This is a genomic window from Rhodococcus phenolicus, assembly GCF_001646785.1.
Classification (GTDB): Bacteria; Actinomycetota; Actinomycetes; order Mycobacteriales; family Mycobacteriaceae; genus Rhodococcus; species Rhodococcus phenolicus.
The window spans coordinates 25,818-41,181 of record NZ_LRRH01000040.1; the positions used below are offsets into that span (position 1 = coordinate 25,818).

The following is a 15,364-nucleotide window of genomic DNA, read 5'->3' on the forward strand; positions in this document are numbered from 1 at the left end:
GATGAACCAGTTCCCGTGGCTGAGCACGCTGTGGCTGGTGCCGGCGGTCGGCGCACTGCTCGTGTGGCTGGTGCCGGCGCGCAGGCCCGACCTCGCCAAGGCCGGTGCGCTCGTCGTGTCGCTGGTCGTCGCGGTGCTCGCGATCGCCGTGGCGGTGCGATTCGAACCCGGGGGTCCGCAGTACCAGTTCGTCGAATCCCACGAGTGGATCCCGTCCTTCGGGGCCGGATACACCGTCGGTGTCGACGGCATCGCGCTGGTGCTGGTTCTGCTCACCGCGGTGCTGGTGCCGTTGCTGCTGCTGGCCGGCTGGAACGACACCCGGACCACCGAGGGCGACGGCGGGATCGCAGGCAAGGCACCCCACGCGTACGTCGCGCTCATCCTGGTGGTCGAGGCGATGGTGGTGCTCGCGTTCACCGCGCTCGACATCCTGCTGTTCTACGTGTTCTTCGAAGCCATGCTCATCCCGATGTATTTCCTCATCGGCGGGTTCGGCCGAACGGGGGATCGGGCCGCCCGATCCGCCGCGGCGGTGAAGTTCCTGCTCTACAACCTGTTCGGCGGTCTGCTGATGCTCGCCGCGGTCATCGGCCTGTACATCCTGACGGTCGACCAGGGCGCCGGGACGTTCGATTTCCGCGAGGTCGTCGCATCCGCGACGTCCGGGGAACTCGGGGCCTCCCCGGGTCTCCTGAACGCGTTGTTCCTCGGATTCATGTTCGCGTTCGCGGTCAAGGCACCCTTGTGGCCGTTCCACAGCTGGCTGCCCGGGGCCGCCGTGGAAGCGACACCGGCCGGTGCCGTGCTGATGATGGCGATCGTCGACAAGGTCGGCACGTTCGCGATGCTGCGGTACTGCCTGCAGTTGTTCCCCGAGGCGTCGGCGACGTTCGCGCCGCTGATCGTCACCCTGTCGGTCATCGGCATCCTGTACGGCGCGATCGCGGCAATCGGGCAGACCGATGTGATGCGGCTGATCGCCTACACGTCGATCTCGCACTTCGGGTTCATCGTGCTGGGGATCTTCGCGATGACCAGCCAATCGCAGACCGGATCGACGCTGTACATGGTCAACCACGGGCTCTCCACGGCGGCGTTGTTCCTCATTGCGGGATTCCTGGTGTCCCGCAGAGGTTCCCGCATGATCGCCTCGTTCGGCGGGGTGCGCACCGTCGCGCCGATCGCGGCGGGCACGTTCCTCGTCGCGGGACTGGCGACACTGTCGCTGCCCGGGCTGGCCCCGTTCGTCAGCGAATTCCTCGTCCTGATCGGCACGTTCCCGCGCTACGGGATCGCCGCGGTGCTCGCCACCGGAGCGCTCGTGCTCTCCGCCGTCTACGTGCTGTGGCTGTACCAGCGGATGATGACCGGACCGCTCGCCGCCGGCAACGAGAAGGTCCGCGACCTGGTGCCGCGGGAACTGGTCGTCGTCGCACCGCTCATCGCGTTGCTGATCGTCCTCGGCCTGTTCCCGAAACCGGCCCTCGACGTGATCGATCCCGCCGTGACCCACACGATGACCACGATCGGGCAGACCGATCCGGTGCCCACCGCGCCCGGTCCCGTGCTGACCGGGGTTGTGGTGGGTGCCGATCCGGATGTCGACATGCCCGAGCAGGGAGGTGAATCCGAGTGAACGAGATCAGTGCACCGTCGATCGAATACGGTCTGCTCGCCCCGATGCTCATCGTGTTCGGTGTCGCGATCGCGGGGGTGCTCGTCGAGGCGTTCGTGCCCCGCCGCGCCCGACACACGACGCAGTTCGTGCTCGCGGTGGCCGGGCTCGTCGCGGCGTTCGCGGCGGTCGTCGCGCTCGCCGGCACCGACCGGACGGCGGTACTCGGCGCCGTGGTGATCGACGGTCCGGCCCTGTTCCTGCAGGGCGCGATCCTGGTGACCTCGACCCTCGCGGTCGGGCTGATCGCGCAACGACACGCGGTCGCCGTGCAGACGGTGGGGGCCGGGGCTCCGGCACAGTTCGCCGTCGACGCGTTCGCTCCGCAACCGTCGGTGCCGCCCGGAAGCGCTCCCGAACGTGCGGCGGCCGACCGGGGATCGCTCACCACCGAGGTGTTCCCCCTGACGATGTTCGCGGTCGGCGGGATGCTGCTGTTCCCCGCCTCGGACGACCTGCTCAGCATGTTCGTGGCCCTCGAGGTGCTGTCGCTGCCGCTGTACCTGCTGTGCGGCCTCGCGCGGCACCGGCGCCTGCTGTCGCAGGAAGCAGCGCTGAAATACTTTCTGCTCGGCGCCTTCTCGTCGGCGTTCTTCCTCTACGGCATGGCGTTGTTGTACGGGTACGCGGGCACGGTCCGGTTGCCGGATATCGCGGCTGCGGTCGCCGACGGTTCCGGCGACGACACACTCGCCCTGATCGGTGTCGCCCTGCTGGCGGTCGGATTGCTGTTCAAGGTCGGTGCCGTGCCGTTCCAGTCCTGGATTCCCGATGTCTACCAGGGCGCCCCGACGCCGGTCACGGCGTTCATGGCATCGGCGACGAAGATCGCGGCCTTCGGGGCGCTGCTGCGGGTGTTCTACGTCGCGGTACCCGGGCTCAGCGCGAACTGGCAGCCGGTGCTCGGGGCCGTCGCCGTCCTCACGATGGTGGTCGCGTCGGTGATCGCGGTGACCCAGCGCGACGTCAAACGGATGCTCGCGTATTCGTCCGTCGCGCACGTCGGTTTCGTCCTCACCGGATTCGTCGCGGCGAACCACGCGGGTGTCACCTCGACGATGTTCTATCTGCTCGCCTACGGCATCAGCACCGTCGGAGCGTTCGCGATCGTCGGGCTCGTCCGCGACCGCAGCGGCGAAGCCGGCGACCTGTCCGCGTGGGCGGGGCTGGGCCGACGCTCCCCGGCGGTCGCCGCGGCGTTCGCGCTGTTTCTGCTCGCGTTCGCGGGCATCCCGCTGACCAGTGGGTTCGTCAGCAAGTTCGCGGTGTTCGGTGCCGCGATCGACGGGGGTTTCGCACCGCTGGTCGTCGTCGGTGTCGTGTGCAGCGCGATCGCCGCGTACTTCTACGTGCGGGTCATCGTCCTGATGTTCTTCACCGATCCCCACGACGACACGGTGACGGTCGCGGCGCCCGGGACGCTGACCGCCGTGGTCGTCGCGGTGTCCGCGCTGGTGACCGTGGTGCTCGGGATCGTGCCGCAACCGGTGCTGGATCTCGCGGATCGGGCGGCCGTGTTCCTGCAGTGAGCACGGTCCTTCGGTAGTTGTCCACAGGCGGCCGATCCATCCACAGATTTGCCGGATCCGGCGTCCGTGGGTCCCGATCCGGGTTCTCGCTGGTTAACGTCGCGGCATGGGGAGCGGCGACGACGGGGAGCGGGTCCGGTCCCGGTTGGACGCGATCGCACGCGCCGCCGGTGACTACGGGGAAGAGTCACCGGCGGGCGGCGGCCGTGCCGACCGGGACGACGGGTACGGACCCGCCGACGAACCGGAGCCGCTGCGGCTGAGCGACCGATTGCGCGCGGCGCGCTGGCAGACCGGCCGCGGCGGCACCGCCGCACTCGGTGTGGTGGGTGTCGTCGCGGCTCTCGTGGCGTTCGTCGTGGTGTGGCGGGACCAGCCTGTCCCGCAGGCCGTTCCGCCGCTGCCGTCCGTGTCGGCAGTGTCCGAGCCACCGGGGTCCGAGCCGCCGGGGTCCGAGCCGCCGGGGTCCGAGCCGAGCGGAGGCGCATCCGTGTCGGAGACAACCGAGCCGGAGGAACTGGTCGTCAGCGTCGTCGGGCTGGTCGGTGCGCCGGGCCTGGTGACGTTGGCGCCGGGCACCCGGGTCGCGGATGCCCTGACCGCCGCCGGGGGAGCGCTGCCCGGTGCCGATCTCGCGGGAATCAATCTCGCGCAACGGGTCGCCGACGGAGACCAGATCGTCGTCGGTGCCGTGCCCCCGGATCCGCCGCCGCCGGCGAGTAGTGTGTCGAGTGCGGGTACGGGTGCGGGATCGCCCGCCCCGGCAGCGGAAAGCGGCGCGGGACCGGTGAATCTGAACACCGCGGACGAAGCGGCGCTCGACGCACTGCCGGGGGTGGGGCCGGTGACCGCCGCGGCCATCATCGCGTGGCGCGACGAGAACGGGCCGTTCACCGACGTCGAGCAGCTCGGCGAGGTCGACGGTATCGGTCCGGCCCGGCTCGCGAGACTGCGCACCGTGGTGACCGTGTGAACGCACGGCTCGATGCCCGGCTCGTTCCGTGCGCGGCCGCGGCGTGGTCCGCCACACTCGTCGGCCTGTATGCGGGAAGGCGGACCGCCCTGGTCGTCTCGGTGATCGCGGTCGTGCTCGCCGGTGCCGCCGCGGTGGCTCGCACCCGCGGATCGCGAACGGTGCGGACGGTTGCGGGGCCGCTGCTCGCGGCGCTCCTGGTCGGCGCCGGTTTCGGTGTCGCCGCCGGGGTCAGAGCGGGAGCCGCCGAGACCCATCCGCTCGCGGTCGCCGCCGCGCGCGGAGCCGGCACCACTGCGGAGGTGGTGCTCGACGACGATCCGAAGCCGTTACGGCAGAGCGCTTTCGGCGGTGCGCCGCAGGTCCGGATTCCGGCATCGTTGCGGGCAGCGCAGATCGGACGCGACCGGATCGTCGCGGGTGGTTCCGTGGTGTTGTTCGCGCCCGCCGACACCTGGTCGACGCTCGTTCCGGGACAACGGATCACGGTGCGTGGCGTGCTCGCCGTCGCGGACGGACCGGGATTGGAGGTCGCGCTGATCCGGACGGACGGGCCACCACGCGCGGTCGCACCTCCGCCACCACACCAGCGGTGGGCCGCGACCGTGCGGGAGCGGCTCGCTTCCGCGGCGCATGCCGTACTTCCGGCCGAGGCCGCCGGACTGTTGCCGGGACTGATCGTCGGGGACACCTCGAACCTGCCGGACGCCGTCCGCGAGGAGTTCCGGGTCGCGGGGCTGGCACATTTGACTGCGGTCTCCGGCGCGAACGTGAGCATCCTTCTCGGGGCGGTGCTGCTGCTGGTGCGCGGCCTGGGAATCGGGCCGCGTACGGGCACAGCCCTCGCCGCCCTGGCGCTCGTCGCGTTCGTCGTCGTGGTGCGGCCGTCACCGAGCGTGCTGCGCGCCGCCGCGATGGGGTCGGTTGCGCTGCTCGCGCTGGTGGTGGGCAGACGCAGACAGGCGATGCCGGCGCTCGCCGCGTCGATCGGGGTGCTGCTGATCCTCGCCCCCGGACTCGCGGCCGACGCGGGCTTCGCGCTGTCGGTCGTCGCGACGGCCGGGCTGATCGCCGTGGCCCCGGGGTGGGTGACGCGCCTGCGGGCCCGCGGCTGCCCGCGGTCCGCCGCCGAGGTGTGCGCGGTGTCCGCGGCGGCATTCGTCGTCACCGCGCCGATCGTCGCGGCCCTGTCCGGGACGGTGAGCGTCGTGGCGATCGTCGCGAATGTTCTCGTGGCGCTGGTACTTCCACCACTCACGGTGCTCGGCTCGCTGATCGTCGTGTGCGGCGCAGCGTGGCCACCGGCAGCGGAACTCCTCGCGCGCGGCGCCGCCCCGATGCTGTGGTGGCTGCTCGAGGTGGCCGAACGATCGGCGTCGCTGCCCACGGCGGAACTGACGGTGCCCTCCGGGGCTGCCGGCGCGGCGACGGTCGGCGCGGGGATCGTCGGCGGGTGGCTCGTGGTGCGCCGTCGTCGGCTCAGGAGGGTCGTCGTGGTCGCGGCACTGGCCGCGGCGGCGGTGTGCGTGCCGGTCTGGATCCGCCAACCGGGCTGGCCTGGCACGGGATGGGCGGTCGTCGGGTGCGATGTGGGGCAGGGCGACAGTTTCGTGCTGTCGGCCGGGGACGGCGGCGCGGTCGTCGTGGACACCGGACCGGACCCCGTCGCAGTCGACCGGTGCCTGCGCCGGTTGCGGGTCACCCGCATCCCGCTGCTGATGATCACTCATCTGCACGCCGATCACGTGGGAGGTCTCGAGGGGGTGCTCACCGACCGGTCGGTGGGGGTCGTCGTCACCGGCCCCGGCGCGACCACCCGTCCCGGCGGAGCCGACCTGGCCGCGACCGCGCGACGGTTCTCGGTGCCCGTGCGGGAGACGAACGCGGGAGAGGTGTTCACCGTGGGGACGATCACGCTCCGGGTGCTCGGCGCCGGTCCGGGCGGCGGTGAGGAGAACGACCGCTCACTCGTCGCGAGGGCCGAGACCCCGATCGGCTCGGTGCTGCTGACCGGTGATGCCGAAGCCGAGTCGCAGGAGGCACTGCTGCGCTCGGGTGTGGATGTGCGAGCCGATGTTCTCAAGGTTCCACATCATGGTTCGCGGACGTCGTCGTCGCGGTTCCTCACCGCGGTGCGGCCCCGCGTGGCACTCATCGGGGTGGGGCGTGACAACCCGTTCGGCCATCCGCACGCGGAGATTCTGGCGACCCTGCAGAACCTGGGCGCGCGGGTCCTCGGTACCGACGAACTGGGTGACATCGCGGTGGTGCGAGCCGGGTCCGGGGCCCTTGCCGTCGTGTCCGACCACCGTGGCACGATCGGACCGTGAGCGCGACGCAACTGCACCTGGTCCTGGGCGAGGAAGAACTGCTCGTCGAACGCGCGGTCGCCGGGATCGTCGCCGGGGTACGCGACACCAGTGGGGCGGGTGCCCAGTTGCCGGTGTCCCGGCTGCGTGCGGGCGATGCCGGCGCCCCGGAACTCGCGGAGCTGCTGAGCCCGTCGCTGTTCGCCGAGGACCGGGTGGTGGTGCTCGAGGCCGCCGCCGAGGCCGGAAAGGACGCGGTCGCGTTGATCCTCGACGCTGCGGAAGCACCGCCGGACGGGGTCACGCTGGTGATCCTGCACACCGGCGGTGGCCGCGCCAAGGCGATGGTCGGGTCGCTGCAGAAATGCGGCGCCGAAACCCACGAATGCGCGAAGGTCACCAAGGCGAGCGAACGCGTCGACTTCGTGCGCGCCGAGTTCCGCGCCGCCGGAGTGCGGGTGGCGCCGGATGTCGTGCAGATGGTGCTCGACGCGGTGGGCTCGGACCTGCGGGAACTCGCCGCCGCGTGCAGCCAGTTGTGCGCGGACACCGGCGGCAAGGTCGATGTGACCGCGGTGAACCGCTACTACTCCGGCAAGGCCGAGGTCACCGGTTTCGAGGTCGCGGAGAAGGCGGTCGCCGGGGACGCCGCGGGGGCGCTCGAGGCGTTGCGCTGGGCGATGCACCGCGGTGTCGCGCACGTGCTGCTCGCCGATGCGCTGGCCGACGCGGTGCACACCATCGCCCGGGTGGGGTCCGCCGGTCGCGGCGACCCGTTCAAGCTGGCGCCGGATCTGGGGATGCCGCCGTGGAAGGTGAAGAAGGCGCAGGCGCAGGCCCGCGGATGGAACCCGGACTCGGTCGCGTCCGGGCTGGCGATCGTGGCCGCACTCAACGGTGAGGTCAAGGGAATCGCTGCCGACGCCGACTACGCCGTCGAGCGAGCGGTCCGCCGGATCGCCGCCCTGGCCGGCCGCTGATCACCGTCCCCTCCGGGTACGACGACGAAAGACCGCCCTCGACGAGGAGGGCGGTCTTGTCGGAGCCAGAGCTTGCGTTCTACCTCAGAGCTGGTTGGCAACCTTCGCCAGAGCCGACTTCTTGTTGGCGGCCTGGTTGCGGTGGATGACACCGGCGCTGGCGGCCTTGTCGAGCTTGCGGCTGGTGGCGACGAGGAGCTCGGTGGCCTTGTCCTTGTCGCCGGCGGCCGCGGCCTCGCGGAACGAACGGATCGCCGTGCGCAGCGAGGACTTGACCGACTGGTTGCGGAGTCGGTTGCGCTCGTTGGTGCGGATCCGCTTCACCTGGGACTTGATGTTGGCCACGCGTAAAATCCTGTCGTTTTGCTGGGTAGCTGGTCGGAAAGCTCTGGGTGCACCAATGCGCACCGGCGTACGACGATACCAGCGGGCCGTCGCAATACCAAAAACGGCCGCGTCGAGTGCCGAAGATTTCGTGCCTGTGACAAGTTGGTTTCCGGTTCTGCACCTGCGTATTCGGTGTACGACGATTCCGGTCATGAGCCGCCGCACCCCCTCCCTCGACGCTGCCGGACGCGCCCGATCGCGCCCCGCGACGACCACCGACGTCTTCGACGGCTACCCGGAGGCGGTGTCGGCCCGAGCGGCCTACGACGAGATGTTCGACGCAGACGGACGAGTCCGCGCGCCGTACCGCCGGCTGGCGAAGATCCTCGAATCGAAGGGTCCGGACGACCTCGCCGCCCGCACCGAGGCGCTCGGCCGGGCGTTCACCGATCAGGGCGTGACGTTCTCCCTGTCCGGGCAGGAACGGCCCTTCCCGCTCGATCTGGTCCCGCGGGTGATCGCCGCCGCCGAATGGGCGAAACTCGAACGCGGCGTCACCCAGCGGGTCCGCGCGCTCGAGATGTTCCTGCACGACGTGTACGGCGAGCAGCACATCCTCCGCGACCGCGTCGTGCCCAAGCGACTGGTGACCTCGTGCGAGCATTTCCATCGCCAGGCAGCCGGCATCGTGCCGCCGAACGGGGTGCGCATCCATGTCGCCGGGATCGACCTCGTCCGCGACGAGACCGGCACCTTCCGGGTCCTCGAGGACAACCTGCGGTCCCCGTCGGGTGTGTCCTACGTGATGGAGAACCGGCGCGCGATGGCGCGGGTCGCCCCCGACCTGTTCCACGAACACAGGGTGCGGCCGGTCGGCGAGTACGCGCTGCGTCTGCTGCACGCACTGCGGGCCGCGGCGGCGCCGAACGCAGCCGACCCGACCGTCGTCGTGCTCACACCGGGGGTCGCGAACTCCGCGTACTTCGAGCATTCCCTTCTCGCGCGGCAGATGGGCGTCGAACTCGTCGAAGGTCGCGACCTGTTCTGTCGCGACAACATCGTCTACATGCGCACCACCGAGGGGGAGCGGCAGGTGGACGTCGTCTACCGGCGCATCGACGACGAGTTCCTCGACCCGATGCAGTTCCGGCCGGACTCGGTGCTCGGTGTCGCCGGGATCCTCAACGCGGCCCGCGCCGGCAACGTCGTCATCTCCAGTGCCGTCGGCAACGGCGTCGGCGACGACAAGCTGATCTACACCTACGTGCCGGACATCATCGACTACTACCTCGGGGAGAAGCCGCTGCTGCCCAATGTCGACACCCTGCGCTGCTGGCTCCGCGGGGAACGCGACGAGGTCCTCGACCGCATCGGCGAACTGGTGATCAAACCGGTCGAGGGGTCCGGCGGCTACGGCATCGTGTTCGGACCGGACGCCTCGGCGGCGGAACTGAAGACCATGGCCCGCAAGATCCGTGCCGACCCTCGCCGCTGGATCGCGCAGCCCGTCGTCCAGCTCTCGACGGTCCCGACCCGCGCCGGGAACGTTCTCGCGCCGCGCCACGTGGACCTGCGGCCGTTCGCCGTCAACGACGGCGAGGACGTGTGGGTGCTGCCGGGCGGGCTGACCCGGGTCGCGCTGCCCGAAGGATCGCTGGTGGTCAACTCCAGCCAGGGCGGCGGCAGCAAGGACACGTGGGTGCTCGCCGCCCGCAGTTCCGACGAGGAGAGCGAACTCGGCGGCGACCGCGTCGTGGCGGAACCGTTGCGGGTCGGGTCGGTGGACCGCGGCCCGGAACTGAGCGACAGCCAGCAGCAACAGCAACAGCAGCAACAACAGCAGAACGGGAGGGAACGATGATGCTGGCGCGCAACGCGGAATCGTTGTTCTGGATCGGGCGCTACGTCGAACGGGCCGACGACACGGCCCGCATCATGGACGTCGCCGTCCACCAATTGCTCGAGGACTCGACCGTCGACCCCGACGAGACGTGCCGGCGCCTGCTCCGGGTGCTCGGCTTCGACGAGCCGGCCGGCGCGCTGGACGTGCAGGCGGTCGTCGACCTCGTCGCGTTCGGCCGCGACGGCACCACCTCGATCGCGTCGACGATCGCGAGTGCGCGGGAGAATGCGCGCGGCGCCCGCGAGGTCACCTCGACGGAGATGTGGCAGAGCCTCAACACGACGTACCACGGACTCGCGGAACGTGAACGCGCATCCAAACGCCTCGGCCCGCACGAGTTCTTCCGGTACATCGAGGAACGCGCTGCGATGTTCGCGGGCCTGGCCGACAGCACCCTGTGCCGCGACGACGGCTACCGGTTCCTGCTGCTCGGCCGGTCCGTCGAACGCGTCGACATGACGGTGCGGCTGCTGTTGTCGCGGGCCGGTGACCGGCCCACATCGCCGACATGGGCGACGGTGCTGCGGTCCGCGGGTGGCCACGACACCTATCTGCGCACCTATCGGGGTGCGCTCGACGCCGGCCGCATCGTCGAGTTCATGCTGCTCGACCGCCTGTTCCCGCGTTCGGTGTTCAGTGCGATCCGGGAGGCCGAACGCTGTCTTGCCGAACTCGACGACTCGTCGGACGACCGGCTCGGATCCGGCAACGAGGCCCAGCGTCTGCTCGGGCGGGCCCGCAGCGAACTGGAGTTCCTGGAGCCGGGCGTGCTCGTGGAGGAACTCGCGCACCGGTTGCTGACCCTGCAGGACATGTGCCGGCGGGTCGGAGACGCGATCGCCCGCCAGTTCTTCCACTCCACCCCGTGGGTGGCGTGGATCGACGCAAGGGCAGTGGAACTCGACCGCGTGCCGATGGAAGGAGAACTGTGAGCTGGCGGATGCGCGTGGTGCACACCACCGGGTACGGCTACGACGGGCCGGTGACCTCGTCGTTCAACGAGGCGCGTCTCACGCCGCGGTCGGACGGCCGCCAGACGGTGATCCTCTCCCGCGTCGACACCGTCCCGGCGACGCGGGCCTACCGGTACACCGACTACTGGGGCAGCGCCGTCACCGCGTTCGACCTGCATGCCCCGCACACGGCGCTGGACGTCACCGGCCTGTCCGTCGTCGAGACGGAGATGTCGGGCCCGCCCGACGGGGTCGTCGAATGGGACGACCTGCGCTCGGAACCGATTCGCGACCGATTCGACGAACTGCTGGTGCCGACGGTGTACGTGCCGTCGGACCGGGACCTCGCGAGGCTCGCACGCGAGCTGGCGAGCGGACTCGACCCCGTCTCCGCCGTGTTCGCTGCTGCGCGGTGGGTGCACGCGGAAATGAACTATGTGCCCGGTTCGACCGGTGTGCACACCTCGGCGGTCGAGGCGTACGCGGATCGCGGCGGCGTGTGCCAGGACTACGCGCATCTGACATTGCTGTTGCTGCGCGCCATGGGCATTCCCGCGCGCTACGCGTCGGGATACCTGCATCCGAAGGCGGACGCCGAGATCGGGGCGGCCGCCGCGGGCGAATCCCACGCGTGGGTCGAGGCGTGGACCGGCGCGTGGTGGGGTTACGACCCCACCAACCTGGCGTTCGTCGGGGAACAGCACGTCACGGTCGCGGTGGGACGCGACTACACGGACGTGCCGCCGCTCAAGGGCATCTACACCGGTGGCGGCGCCACGGCGCACGAAGTTGTTGTCGAGGTCACTCGGCTTGCGTAATGTCCTGAGCGCAGGGGGAAGTCGAATCGACTCGGATCGGCCCTGCGGGGCCGCGAACCTCTAGGCGGTCGTATGACGTCCCAACACGAAACGGCTCAGGAATACGTCGAGAAGGAAGACTTCTCGGACATCAGGAAATACGTGGCGGAAGCGATCGGCACGTTCGTGCTGGTGTTCTCCGCCGTCGGCACCGCGGTTTTCGCCGGAGCGAAGGTCGGTAACCTCGGTGTCGCACTCGCTTTCGGTCTCACACTCCTGTTCCTCGTCTACACGATCGGCCCCATCTCGGGCTGTCACGTCAATCCCGCGGTCACGGTGGGTCAGCTCGTCATCGGCCGCATCACCCCGGTCCGCGCCGTCGGCTACTGGATCGCGCAGTTCGTCGGCGGTCTGCTCGCGGGTGTCGTCATCTACACGATCGCCCAGTCGCTCCCGGCCTACGACCGCACCGTGGACGGTCTCGGTGCCAACGGCTGGGGCGCCCACAGTCCGTCGGCCATCAAGGGACCGCTCGGCGGTGTCCTCGAGAACGGCTATGGTCTCGGTGCCACGATCCTGGTCGAGGTGCTGCTCACCGCGTTGCTGGTGTTCGTGGTGCTGTCGGCCACCGACCAGGTGTCGGACGTGCTGATGGCCGGCGTCGCGATCGGCTTCACCCTCGCGGTGATCCACCTGATCTCGATCCCGATCGACAACACGTCGGTAAATCCGGCCCGCAGTCTCGCGGTCGCGCCCTACCAGGTCGGCGCGATCGGCCAGCTGTGGGTGTTCATCGTGTTCCCGCTCGTCGGTGGCGCCCTCGGCGCCTTGGTCTACCGGCTGTTGTTCGGGACCACGCGCAGGTTGTTCGACTAGCGTCCGGAATCACAGCAGTCCCGGTTTCACTGCCACCCGAAGTCGGAGCGCAGGCGGGCCGCGACCTTGTCGAAGCGGGCACGGTCGAGGATCGCGCCTTCGCGCCGGATGCCCTCCTCCGGGACGTCGAGAACCCGGTCGAGCCGAACCCAGCTCGGCCGGTTCTCGGCGTCCCACGCACCTGCACCCAGCGCCAGCCAGTCTCGGGTGCCGCCGCGGTCGCTGTTGGACGAGAGCATCAGGCCGAGCAGATTCGAACCGTCGCGACCGACGACGAGAACAGGGCGGTCCTTGCCCTGGCTCGCGTCCTCCTCGTAGGCGACCCACGTCCAGACGATCTCGCCCGGATCCGCGCGGCCGTCGAGGTCGGGCGCGTAGTCGACGCGCCGGGCCCGGTGGGCGGTGGGCGCTGTGCGCGAGGACACCGGACGGCCGGGTGTGGGGGAGGGTTTGCGGGCCGGTGCCGCACTCCCGCCGAAGGCGGTGCGGGCCTTGTCCACGGCCGCGGTGCGGGCCTTGTCCACGGCCGCGGTGCGGGCCTTGTCCAGGGCGCCGGATCGCTGCAGTTGCTCGAGCAGGCGAGGACCCTGCTCGGCCGCGAGCCTGCCCAGTTGCTTTCCGAGTTTCTTCCAGGTGCCAGCCACGGTCGCCGAGCTTAGCGGCGCCGGGTCGGCAGCGTCGGCCGCAACCCCGCGGGATAGCCGATACGTGTCCTGATGTAACAGATGATACATTTCGCTGAGTGACGACAGGCAACGGCCCGCTGGGCTGGACGGTTCTCCTCATCCGCGTCGCCGCGGAACCCTCCCGTCACCGCGTCGCGGTGTGGCGGGAACTGCGGCGCGTCGGCGCGCTCCCACTCGGACAAGGGGTGTGGGCCGTGCCCGACGTGCCCGCGTTCGCCGCCGGCCTGAGCCGCACCCGCGAACTCGTCGAACGGGCCGGGGGCGAGATCATCGAGCTGCGCGCATCGGGGGCGAGCGCCGCCGATGCGGCGCGCTTCGCGGCGATGTTCACCTCCGCCCGCGAAGCCGACTGGGCCGAATTCCTCGCCGACTGCGACAAGTACGACGAGGAGATCGACAAGGAGATCCGGACCCGCAAGTTCACGCTCGCCGAACTCGAGGAGGAGGAACAGAGCCTCGAACGGCTGCGCCGCTGGCATCGCGACCTCAGGGCCCGCGACGTGTTCGGCGCGGCCAACGCCGCCGACGCGACCTCGCGCCTCGAATCGTGCGCGGCCCGGTTCGAGAACTACTCGGAGCAGGTCATCGCCGCGTTGCACGCACCCGCCGACAGTACGGGCCGGTCCTCGTGAGCGCCCCCGAGCCGCCCGTGTACGAACGGTGGCGGATGTGGCCGCTGTACGCGGCCGGGTTCACCACCGCGTTCGGCGCGCACGGCATCGCGGCGAACCTCGGCGCGGAGACCGGCGACCTGGTCGGTTCGCTGCTGTATCTCGGCGTGCTGCTCGCCCTGTACGACGGTGCCGAGGTCATCCTCAAACCGGTGTTCGGGGCCCTGTCCGACCGGATCGGCGCGCGCCCGGTCCTGCTCGGTGGCCTCGTCGGGTTCGCGGCGGCGTCGGCGGTGTTCGTCGTGGTCGACGACGCCGGCTGGCTGTGGCTCGCCCGCCTCGGTCAGGGTGCTGCGGCGTCGGCGTTCTCTCCGGCGGCGAGTGCGCTCGTCGCGCGGATGAACCCGAGATCCGCACACGGCCGGGCGTTCGGCACCTACGGCTTCTACAAGAGCATCGGGTACACGCTCGGTCCGCTGCTCGGCGGTGCGATCGTCTGGCTCGGCGGACTCACCGCGCTGTTCGTCGTGATGGCCGTACTCGCCGCCGCGGTCGCGGTGTGGGCCGCCCTCGCGGTTCCGACGATCGCACCGCTGCCGCGGCAACGCCAGACGCTGCTCGATCTTGCGCATCGGCTGTCCGAACCGACGTTCTGGCGGCCCACCACCGCCCTTGCGCTCGCCACCGCCGCCCTCTCGGTCGGCGTCGGCTTCCTGCCGGTCTCCGGTGCCGCGTCCGGGATGGGGCCCGTCGCGACCGGTGCCGCGGTGTCGGTGCTGGCCGCATGCGCGGCACTCGTGCAGCCGCGAGCGGGCCGCGCGCTGGACACCGGCCGGCTCCGTGCCGGCGCCGGCATCGCGGTGGGACTCGTCGTCACCGGTGCCGGTCTTGCGGCCGCGATGATTCCGGGCCCCGCCGGCGTCGTGGTCGCCGCGATCGGAATCGGCGTCGGCACCGGGCTCATCACACCGCTGGCCTTCGCGTCCCTCGCCGGAGCCACCCCCGAGGAACGGATGGGGCAGACGATGGGCGCCGCCGAACTGGGGCGCGAACTCGGCGACGCGGGCGGTCCGCTGCTCGTCGGTGGCGCCGCGGCTGTGGTTACGCTGACCGCGGGCTATGCGGTGCTCGCCGCGATCCTGCTCGCAGCACCCGCTGTCGTGGTCGGGCGTACTACGCTTCGCCGGTGATCCTCGGCGGCTGACGCAGAAGCGCCCGACCTGCCGGTTGGCGTACCGAAATACCGGTACGCCAACCGTCGTCTCGGGCAGCAACGGGTTCACAGCCGTTCGATGATGGTGGCGTTCGCCAATCCGCCTGCTTCGCACATGGTCTGGCCGTGTCGGCATCACCGAGGCCGTCGCCTCGGCACGACTGAAGGAACTCGTCGAGGCCGGACTGCTCGCCAAGAGCCCGTACCGGGAGCCCGGGCAGCGCACCCGGTACGAGTACGTGCTCACCGAGATGGGCCGTGATCTGCTGCCCGCGGTGCTCGCGCTCATGCAGTGGGGCGACAAATACCTGCACCGTGACGGCGGACCGCTGCAGTTCGTCGAGGACGCCACGAGCGCGCCGGTCCGGGTGCAGATACGCAGCGACGACGGCAACGAGGTCGGTCTCGACGATCTGCGGGTGCGCATCAACCGGCGTGGGAAACGGGCCGGGGCGGAGCCGTCTCCGTCCTGAGCGGACCCGGCCGCGACCCTCGATGTGTCCGCGGACCGGTCGTCGGGGGATGATGG

General features: G+C 70.5%; 14 protein-coding genes and 1 pseudogene. 13 read left to right on the plus strand and 2 right to left on the minus strand.

Annotated elements, in window-relative coordinates; all coding sequences use genetic code 11:
• Nucleotide 1 precedes the first annotated feature (1 nt).
• The 5 genes from A8G15_RS12735 to holA all read left to right on the plus strand — a co-directional run bounded on the left by A8G15_RS12735 (nt 2) and on the right by holA (nt 7,469).
• Nucleotides 2-1,639, plus strand: coding sequence for an NADH-quinone oxidoreductase subunit M (locus tag A8G15_RS12735; RefSeq protein WP_082899856.1), 1,638 nt, complete (start codon nt 2-4; stop codon nt 1,637-1,639).
• A 44-nt stretch (nt 1,640-1,683) separates the two neighbouring features.
• The gene (gene nuoN, locus A8G15_RS12740; protein ID WP_082899864.1) at nt 1,684-3,207 is read left to right on the plus strand and encodes an NADH-quinone oxidoreductase subunit NuoN; all 1,524 of its coding nucleotides are present in this window, start codon (nt 1,684-1,686) and stop codon (nt 3,205-3,207) included.
• Nucleotides 3,208-3,313: 106 nt separating this feature from the next.
• Nucleotides 3,314-4,180 (plus strand): ComEA family DNA-binding protein, encoded by an 867-nt coding sequence (locus tag A8G15_RS12745; protein ID WP_068159647.1) that lies wholly within the window; start codon nt 3,314-3,316, stop codon nt 4,178-4,180.
• A complete protein-coding gene (locus tag A8G15_RS12750; protein ID WP_068159649.1) occupies nt 4,177-6,510 on the plus strand; it encodes a ComEC/Rec2 family competence protein in 2,334 nt (777 codons plus the stop codon). The genes A8G15_RS12745 and A8G15_RS12750 overlap by 4 nt, the downstream gene beginning before the upstream one ends.
• Nucleotides 6,507-7,469, plus strand: a complete 963-nt coding sequence (holA, locus tag A8G15_RS12755) for a DNA polymerase III subunit delta (protein ID WP_068159651.1) — start codon at nt 6,507-6,509, stop codon at nt 7,467-7,469. The genes A8G15_RS12750 and holA overlap by 4 nt, the downstream gene beginning before the upstream one ends.
• An 84-nt stretch (nt 7,470-7,553) precedes the next feature.
• Here holA and rpsT read toward each other — a convergent pair whose 3' ends face one another.
• The gene (rpsT, locus tag A8G15_RS12760; RefSeq protein WP_068159652.1) at nt 7,554-7,814 is read right to left on the minus strand and encodes a 30S ribosomal protein S20; all 261 of its coding nucleotides are present in this window, start codon (nt 7,812-7,814) and stop codon (nt 7,554-7,556) included.
• A gap of 193 nt (nt 7,815-8,007) precedes the next feature.
• Between rpsT and A8G15_RS12765 the strand changes: the two genes are divergently transcribed.
• The 4 genes from A8G15_RS12765 (at nt 8,008) to A8G15_RS12780 (ending at nt 12,325) form a co-directional block, all read left to right on the plus strand.
• Complete coding sequence (locus A8G15_RS12765; protein WP_068159654.1) at nt 8,008-9,657, plus strand: circularly permuted type 2 ATP-grasp protein; 1,650 nt, start codon at nt 8,008-8,010, stop codon at nt 9,655-9,657.
• Complete coding sequence (locus A8G15_RS12770; RefSeq protein ID WP_068159657.1) at nt 9,657-10,631, plus strand: alpha-E domain-containing protein; 975 nt, start codon at nt 9,657-9,659, stop codon at nt 10,629-10,631. The genes A8G15_RS12765 and A8G15_RS12770 overlap by 1 nt, the downstream gene beginning before the upstream one ends.
• Before the next feature lie 8 nt (nt 10,632-10,639).
• Nucleotides 10,640-11,470 carry a transglutaminase family protein gene (locus A8G15_RS12775; RefSeq protein ID WP_068159658.1) on the plus strand — a complete coding sequence of 277 codons (831 nt, stop codon included), beginning with the start codon at nt 10,640-10,642 and terminating at the stop codon, nt 11,468-11,470.
• Between the two features lie 72 nt (nt 11,471-11,542).
• Nucleotides 11,543-12,325: an aquaporin gene (locus A8G15_RS12780; RefSeq protein WP_068159661.1), complete on the plus strand. Its 783-nt coding sequence runs from the start codon at nt 11,543-11,545 to the stop codon at nt 12,323-12,325.
• 26 nt (nt 12,326-12,351) lie between these two features.
• Here the strand turns inward: A8G15_RS12780 and A8G15_RS12785 are convergent, their stop codons facing one another.
• Nucleotides 12,352-12,903, minus strand: coding sequence for a type II toxin-antitoxin system PemK/MazF family toxin (locus A8G15_RS12785; protein WP_425415088.1), 552 nt, complete (start codon nt 12,901-12,903; stop codon nt 12,352-12,354).
• On the opposite strand from A8G15_RS12785, the gene A8G15_RS32510 reads away from it, so the two are divergent.
• The 4 genes and pseudogenes from A8G15_RS32510 to A8G15_RS12800 all read left to right on the plus strand — a co-directional run.
• The gene (locus A8G15_RS32510; RefSeq protein ID WP_425415089.1) at nt 12,833-13,042 is read left to right on the plus strand and encodes a hypothetical protein; all 210 of its coding nucleotides are present in this window, start codon (nt 12,833-12,835) and stop codon (nt 13,040-13,042) included. The genes A8G15_RS12785 and A8G15_RS32510 overlap by 71 nt on opposite strands.
• Before the next feature lie 25 nt (nt 13,043-13,067).
• Nucleotides 13,068-13,643, plus strand: a complete 576-nt coding sequence (locus A8G15_RS12790; RefSeq protein ID WP_068159667.1) for a Chromate resistance protein ChrB — start codon at nt 13,068-13,070, stop codon at nt 13,641-13,643.
• 35 nt (nt 13,644-13,678) lie between these two features.
• Complete coding sequence (locus A8G15_RS12795) at nt 13,679-14,812, plus strand: MFS transporter (RefSeq protein ID WP_068159838.1); 1,134 nt, start codon at nt 13,679-13,681, stop codon at nt 14,810-14,812.
• Between the two features lie 139 nt (nt 14,813-14,951).
• Nucleotides 14,952-15,308: pseudogene (locus tag A8G15_RS12800) on the plus strand (winged helix-turn-helix transcriptional regulator); the annotation flags it as partial.
• Nucleotides 15,309-15,364 lie beyond the last annotated feature (56 nt).

What these genes read in the sequence shown, in the direction of transcription:
- A8G15_RS12735 (WP_082899856.1), top strand. Translation starts at nt 2, where the DNA reads ATGAACCAGTTCCCGTGGCTGAGCACGCTGTGGCTGGTGCCGGCGGTC.
- nuoN (WP_082899864.1), top strand. Translation starts at nt 1,684, where the DNA reads ATGCTCATCGTGTTCGGTGTCGCGATCGCGGGGGTGCTCGTCGAGGCG.
- A8G15_RS12745 (WP_068159647.1), top strand. Translation starts at nt 3,314, where the DNA reads ATGGGGAGCGGCGACGACGGGGAGCGGGTCCGGTCCCGGTTGGACGCG.
- A8G15_RS12765 (WP_068159654.1), top strand. Translation starts at nt 8,008, where the DNA reads ATGAGCCGCCGCACCCCCTCCCTCGACGCTGCCGGACGCGCCCGATCG.
- A8G15_RS12770 (WP_068159657.1), top strand. Translation starts at nt 9,657, where the DNA reads ATGCTGGCGCGCAACGCGGAATCGTTGTTCTGGATCGGGCGCTACGTC.
- A8G15_RS12775 (WP_068159658.1), top strand. Translation starts at nt 10,640, where the DNA reads ATGCGCGTGGTGCACACCACCGGGTACGGCTACGACGGGCCGGTGACC.
- A8G15_RS12780 (WP_068159661.1), top strand. Translation starts at nt 11,543, where the DNA reads ATGACGTCCCAACACGAAACGGCTCAGGAATACGTCGAGAAGGAAGAC.
- A8G15_RS12795 (WP_068159838.1), top strand. Translation starts at nt 13,679, where the DNA reads ATGTGGCCGCTGTACGCGGCCGGGTTCACCACCGCGTTCGGCGCGCAC.